Origin of the sequence: Pseudopedobacter sp. (assembly GCF_040392825.1) — a bacterium.
Taxonomy (GTDB): domain Bacteria; phylum Bacteroidota; class Bacteroidia; order Sphingobacteriales; family Sphingobacteriaceae; genus Pseudopedobacter.
On record NZ_JBEBVH010000251.1, the window covers coordinates 1 to 5649 of the forward strand.

At 36.7% G+C, this 5649-nt stretch carries 6 protein-coding genes, 1 pseudogene and 1 riboswitch; of the genes and pseudogenes, 6 read left to right on the plus strand and 1 reads right to left on the minus strand.

Going from position 1 to position 5649, the window contains the following annotated elements:
• Positions 1-275, minus strand: a pseudogene (locus tag ABWO41_RS14690) (Plug domain-containing protein); the annotation flags it as partial.
• 117 nt (positions 276-392) lie between these two features.
• Positions 393-594, minus strand: a riboswitch (cobalamin riboswitch).
• Between the two features lie 55 nt (positions 595-649).
• On the opposite strand from ABWO41_RS14690, the gene ABWO41_RS14695 reads away from it, so the two are divergent.
• The 6 genes from ABWO41_RS14695 (at position 650) to ABWO41_RS14720 (ending at position 5592) form a co-directional block, all read left to right on the plus strand.
• On the plus strand, positions 650-1078 hold the full coding sequence (locus ABWO41_RS14695; RefSeq protein WP_353139640.1) for a DUF1801 domain-containing protein: 429 nt from the start codon (positions 650-652) through the stop codon (positions 1076-1078).
• 11 nt (positions 1079-1089) lie between these two features.
• The gene (locus ABWO41_RS14700; RefSeq protein ID WP_353139643.1) at positions 1090-1275 is read left to right on the plus strand and encodes a hypothetical protein; all 186 of its coding nucleotides are present in this window, start codon (positions 1090-1092) and stop codon (positions 1273-1275) included.
• Positions 1276-1371: 96 nt separating this feature from the next.
• Entirely contained in the window at positions 1372-1845 is a 474-nt protein-coding gene (locus ABWO41_RS14705) for a DinB family protein (RefSeq protein ID WP_353139646.1), read from the plus strand.
• Positions 1846-2080: 235 nt separating this feature from the next.
• Positions 2081-3337: an MFS transporter gene (locus ABWO41_RS14710; protein ID WP_353139649.1), complete on the plus strand. Its 1257-nt coding sequence runs from the start codon at positions 2081-2083 to the stop codon at positions 3335-3337.
• Positions 3338-3391: 54 nt separating this feature from the next.
• On the plus strand, positions 3392-5014 hold the full coding sequence (locus tag ABWO41_RS14715; RefSeq protein WP_353139652.1) for an ABC-F family ATP-binding cassette domain-containing protein: 1623 nt from the start codon (positions 3392-3394) through the stop codon (positions 5012-5014).
• Between the two features lie 149 nt (positions 5015-5163).
• Positions 5164-5592 carry a VOC family protein gene (locus tag ABWO41_RS14720; protein WP_353139655.1) on the plus strand — a complete coding sequence of 143 codons (429 nt, stop codon included), beginning with the start codon at positions 5164-5166 and terminating at the stop codon, positions 5590-5592.
• Positions 5593-5649 lie beyond the last annotated feature (57 nt).

Consider the following 5649-nt stretch of genomic DNA (forward strand, 5'->3'; position numbering starts at 1 on the left):
CCTCCATAATCTTTCAATTGTACTCCGGAAAGATATCTGACAGCGTCTGCAACGGAAAGACTATTCATTTTTTGTAAATCGCCTGCCGCGAGAATCTGTACGGGAACAGGTGAAAGGGATTGGCTAAAACTTTTGATATCTTTTACAAAGACTTCTCTTAAACGTAAGGTCTTGATGGTATCTACTTTTGGACAGACAGACTGGGTTTGTCCCTTTACTACTGTAAAGCAAAGACAAAACATCACCTTTATGGTAAAGGTCTTTTTAAACGACAATTTTTTTAAATATAAACCCATATGCTGCAAGCAACATAGCAGACGGAGGGAATACTGCAATCCTAACGGAAAACGTAGAAAAGTATGCCATTCCAGCTTCAATCCCCGAAAGCTATGAATCTTAATTAAGCAATGGCAGGTCTTCTGACTTACTTCCCCTGGCCTTACCTTCCCATCCCAACTTTCTGGAACAGTGGTATTAGACTAGGCCCTGGTATTGAAGCTTACAGCTGCGGGACAGTTCCGGAATTACACCGGATTCCCTTTTAATTCTGTATCAAATGATATTATACAGAAACCAAATGCAAGGCAAAGGTAATACTATTTTAAAGAAAAATGGCTACATTCATACATAGCAACAAATATTGTTACTCATGGCGAAGAATAAAACCCAGGAACATGCAGCAAGTGTAATCGACTTCATCAATTCGGTGGAGGATAAGCAAAAACGGGAAGACAGTTTTCGATTACTGGAGGTTATGCAGGAGGTATCTGGTTACGGTGCAAAAATGTGGGGACCTTCTATTATTGGTTTTGGAAAATATCATTACAAATACGCCAGTGGGCATGAAGGCGAAGCGGCCATTGTTGGGTTCTCTCCCAGAAAAGCGGCCATTTCGTTATATATCTTCACATGCAATGAAGCGGATAGACAGTTATTAGATACTTTAGGAAAATTTAAAATGGCGAAAGCCTGTATTTATATTAAAAAATTAGCTGACATTAATATTGATTCGCTGGCAAATATCATCCGGGCAAGTATCAGGTATATTGATGATAAATATGAGATCATCGAGAACTAAAAAAACTAAGTTTGAAATTATCGCCGTCCCCTGGGATTTTTCTGTCAGACCTGCGTATAGGTGGCCATTACCTGAGAGTTACTGTAGAAAGCACTACTTTTATTAAAGTAGTATGCACACGATCTTTCTATACCAAAGACGGATGGCAAACCGCCGAAACGATTTCGCTTTATGAAAAGTTCTCTAATGTAAATTAGAACAGTGTACAAATCAAAATGTAAAAATAAATTTATAGCGATTTAACAAAATATTATTGCTATTTCATTAAATTAGAAGAACTCATTGAAATCAGAATGGATCAGCTACCTAAATTTAAAACTAAGCTTGGCGAATTATTTGAATATAATTTTCAAATGAATGAGGTATGCATCAACCTATCTTTAGATAATTTAAACCTGGTAACCGAACGGATTAGTATGCTAATAGACCACACATTAAACGCGCATCAGATCTGGAATGCCAGAGTGTTGAACCAGATTCCTTTCGACAGATTTCAGGTTAACGCAAATGGTTCTTTAAAAGTGATTAATCAGGAAAACTTTCAAAATTCTTTACTTATCATTAACAATAAAGATTTGGAAGAAGTTGTAATGTATCATACTTCTACAGGCGACTGTTTTTATAATAGCATAGAAGATATCCTTTTACATGCTTTTAACCATTCTACCTATCACAGAGGGCAAATTGCAACAGATTTTAAGAAAGTAGGTGTACCTCCCCCAATCAGCGATTATATTTTATATAAAAGAATGACGCCTATTTTGTAGATTTTCTGTTGAATTTGATATTCCAGAAAATTTTGTAGTTTTGTGGCACCAAAATACGTCAATTATGTGGATAGCATATCAAAAACATGGCATCTTCACTTATCGTGACAGGTATGTTGCCTAAAGCAAGTGCTTAATTCATTGTACTTGCATCTTCTTTAAGACTTTTTAGTCTAATTACCATTTATTATTTTTTATTATCGCAAATGCCTTTGGCTTTGTATTATTTATTTTTATGAAAGATTCTTGGAAAAAGAAATTCGCCATTATATGGGTTGGCCAGTTTATCTCATTAATCAGTACTTCTGCTGTTAATTTTGCAGTCATAATCTGGTTAAGTCTAAAGACGGGTTCTGCTGAAGTTCTGGCCTATTCGGCAATGGCTAGTTTACTACCTCAGGCCATTATTGGACCTGTCGCGGGTGTTTTTATAGATCGTTGGGACAGAAAAAAAACTATGATTTTTGCCGATGCTTTCGTGGCAATATGTACTTTATGTATGTCTATTAGCTTTTATTTGGGTTACGAAAGCCTGATATTAATCTATGTTATGCTTGCTTTACGATCTGTAGGATCTGCATTTCACATGCCTGCTATGCAGGCGGCCATTCCAATGCTGGCCCCTGAGTCGGAACTATTACGTATAGCCGGAATTAACCAGACTATACAATCTGCATCAAATATTGCAGGTCCGGCTTTAGGAGCTTTAGCCATCAGCTGGTTTTCTATTGGTAATGTATTACTATTAGATATTATTGGTGCTATCGTAGCAATTGTAGCCTTGTTATTTGTTGTAATCCCTAATCCGCAGATATCCGAAAAAAGCAAAGCGAGCTTCAACCAGGTCTGGCAGGATATACGTCTTGGATTTCATGAAGTTTTAAGGAATAAAGGTCTTTCCTGGCTTTTCCTTTATTCTATTATTGCTACATTTTGTATTATGCCGGTTGCTGTCATGTTCCCCTTACTTACTTTAAATCATTTTGGAGGTGGCAAATTTGAAATGAGTATCATTGAAATGGTTTGGGGAGTAGGAATGCTTATTGGGGGCGGAATTTTAGGAATATGGAAGCCTTCGACTTCCAAAGTAATTCTTATCAATTGCATGCACATTATATTGGGGGCCACACTGGCTCTTTCTGGCTGGATATCTGCAAGTGCTTTTATCATTTTTGTAGGTTTAACAACTATTGGTGGCCTTGCCGCAGCTATATATCAGGCAAGTTTTATGACTGTCCTGCAAGAGCAAATACGACCAGATATGATGGGCAGAGTATTTTCTATGTATTTCAGTTTTGCCATTATTCCCTCTGTAATTGGTTTGCTTAGTACCGGATTTGTTGCTGATACAATTGGCGTAAATCTTACATTTATTATTCTGGGTTTACTTATTGTTTTGGTTGGAGTACTCTCTTTTTTTACTCCGGTACTAATGAATTTAGGTAAGAAAGAAGAGCTTTCAGAAAACGTTCATTCTGTTGATAATAATTAGCTTTTGGGCTTTGCAGCACATTAATTTTAGAAAGATAAACCGTACCTTTGCGCCATGATTACAGTATCTAATTTATCCCTACGTTTTGGTAAACGTACTTTATTTGAGGATGTCAATTTAAAATTTACGCAAGGTAATTGTTACGGTATCATTGGTGCAAATGGTGCTGGTAAATCTACTTTTCTTAAGATATTAACTGGCGATGTTGACCCTACTACTGGTAGCGTGAGCTATACACCGGGAGAACGTAAAGCGGTTTTAAATCAGAACCACGCGGCTTTTGACGAATTTACGGTAATCGATACCGTATTGCAAGGCCACCAGGAGCTTTATGCTATTATGAAAGAGAAAGATGCTATCTATATGAAAGAGGATTTCTCTGAGGAGGATGGCATAAGAGCTGGCGAACTGGAAAATCTTTTTGCTGAGATGGATGGTTGGAATGCTGAAAATGATGCGGCTACGTTATTGAGTAACCTGGGCATTAAAGAAGATAAGCATTACAAGTTGATGGAGGAATTGGATGGTAATGAGAAAGTAAGGGTTTTATTAGCTCAGGCTTTATTCGGTAATCCGGATATTCTTATTCTGGATGAGCCTACCAATGATCTGGACATTGATACGATCGCATGGCTGGAAAATTTCCTTGCAGATTATCAAAACATTGTGTTGGTAGTTTCCCACGACCGTCACTTTCTGGATGCTGTTTGTACGCACATTGTAGATATCGATTTTGGTAAGATGAATATCTTTACCGGTAACTATACTTTCTGGTATGAGTCTTCTCAATTGGCATTGAAACAAAGAGCAGATCAGAATAAGAAGATGGAGGATAAAATTAAGGAGTTACAAGAATTTATTCGTCGTTTCTCTGCCAATGCTTCCAAATCTAAACAGGCAACCAGCCGTAAGAAAGCTTTAGATAAGATTAATGTTGAAGAGATTAAAGCTTCCAGCCGTAAATATCCGGGTATTATGTTTAACCAAATGGTTAGAGAGGTTGGTGACCAGGTCTTACACGTAGAAAACCTGTCGAAGACTTTAAATGGTGAAGTTTTATTTAAGAATCTTACTTTTAGTATTAACAAAGGTGATAAAGTAACTTTCCTTTCTAATAACTCTTTAGCCACGACTGCACTTTACGAGATTCTGTCTGGTAAAGACACCGATTTTACTGGCGAGTTTAAATGGGGCGTGACTATTGTTCCAGGATATATCCCTAACGATAATTACGAATATTTTAACGGTGTACAGGATAATTTAGTAGACTGGTTACGTCCGTATTCTAAAACTGATAAGGATGATACTTTTATCCGTGGTTTTTTAGGCAGGATGTTGTTTTCTGGCGAAGAGGTTCTGAAAAAATGTTCGGTACTTTCCGGAGGTGAGAAAATGCGTTGTATGTTTTCTAAAATTATGCTGGAAAGTCCTAACCTGATTATGTTGGACGAGCCGACCAATCACCTTGATCTGGAATCTATTACTGCGCTAAACAATGGTTTAAAAGATTTCAAAGGTGTATTATTATTCACTTCCCGTGACCACGAGTTAACGGAAACTGTTGCTACCCGTATCATCGAGATTACTCCAAACGGTCTGTTAGATAAATTGATGTCTTACGACGAATATATTACCAACGACACCATTAAGGAGCAAAAGGCTGCTTTGTATAAGTAGGTCTTGAAGTGGGGTTTTGAGTAGCTGGTTAATATAAGCTAGTGGCTTTATGGTATCTTAAATCCGTTTCTTAAAATTAGGGAACGGATTTTTTATTTACACGTATTATATCTTAATTTTAAAAATTAAATAAACCTAAAAATAGTTTTATGACCATAGTAAATCCATATTTGTATTTCAATGGTAATTGTGAGGAAGCCTTCAACTTCTATAAATCGGTCTTCAGGTCCGAGTTTAAATATATCGGACGTTATAGAGATGTTCCGCAAGCACAACGCGGAATATTTTCGGATGGAGACGATAAGATTATGCATGTATCTCTTCCTATTAGTAGTGAAACAACATTAATGGGTTCCGACAATTCAGAAATATTTAAAGGTAGCGTTTCAACCAGTAATTTCTCCTTATCGATTAATACGGATTTACAAGAAGAAGCCGAAAGATTGTTTCAAAGTCTTTCTATTGATGGAAAAATAATATTACCTATTAATGAAACATTCTGGGGATCATATTATGGGATAGTTGCAGATAAGTTTGGAATAAACTGGAAAATTAGTTTTGAATCGTCCAATGGTTAGCTACACACTTAACAAGACTGAATTATGAGTATTTTTTACGTTAACGTAGATTGATGC

What these genes read in the sequence shown, in the direction of transcription:
- ABWO41_RS14695 (WP_353139640.1), top strand. Translation starts at nt 650, where the DNA reads ATGGCGAAGAATAAAACCCAGGAACATGCAGCAAGTGTAATCGACTTC.
- ABWO41_RS14705 (WP_353139646.1), top strand. Translation starts at nt 1,372, where the DNA reads ATGGATCAGCTACCTAAATTTAAAACTAAGCTTGGCGAATTATTTGAA.
- ABWO41_RS14710 (WP_353139649.1), top strand. Translation starts at nt 2,081, where the DNA reads ATGAAAGATTCTTGGAAAAAGAAATTCGCCATTATATGGGTTGGCCAG.
- ABWO41_RS14715 (WP_353139652.1), top strand. Translation starts at nt 3,392, where the DNA reads ATGATTACAGTATCTAATTTATCCCTACGTTTTGGTAAACGTACTTTA.
- ABWO41_RS14720 (WP_353139655.1), top strand. Translation starts at nt 5,164, where the DNA reads ATGACCATAGTAAATCCATATTTGTATTTCAATGGTAATTGTGAGGAA.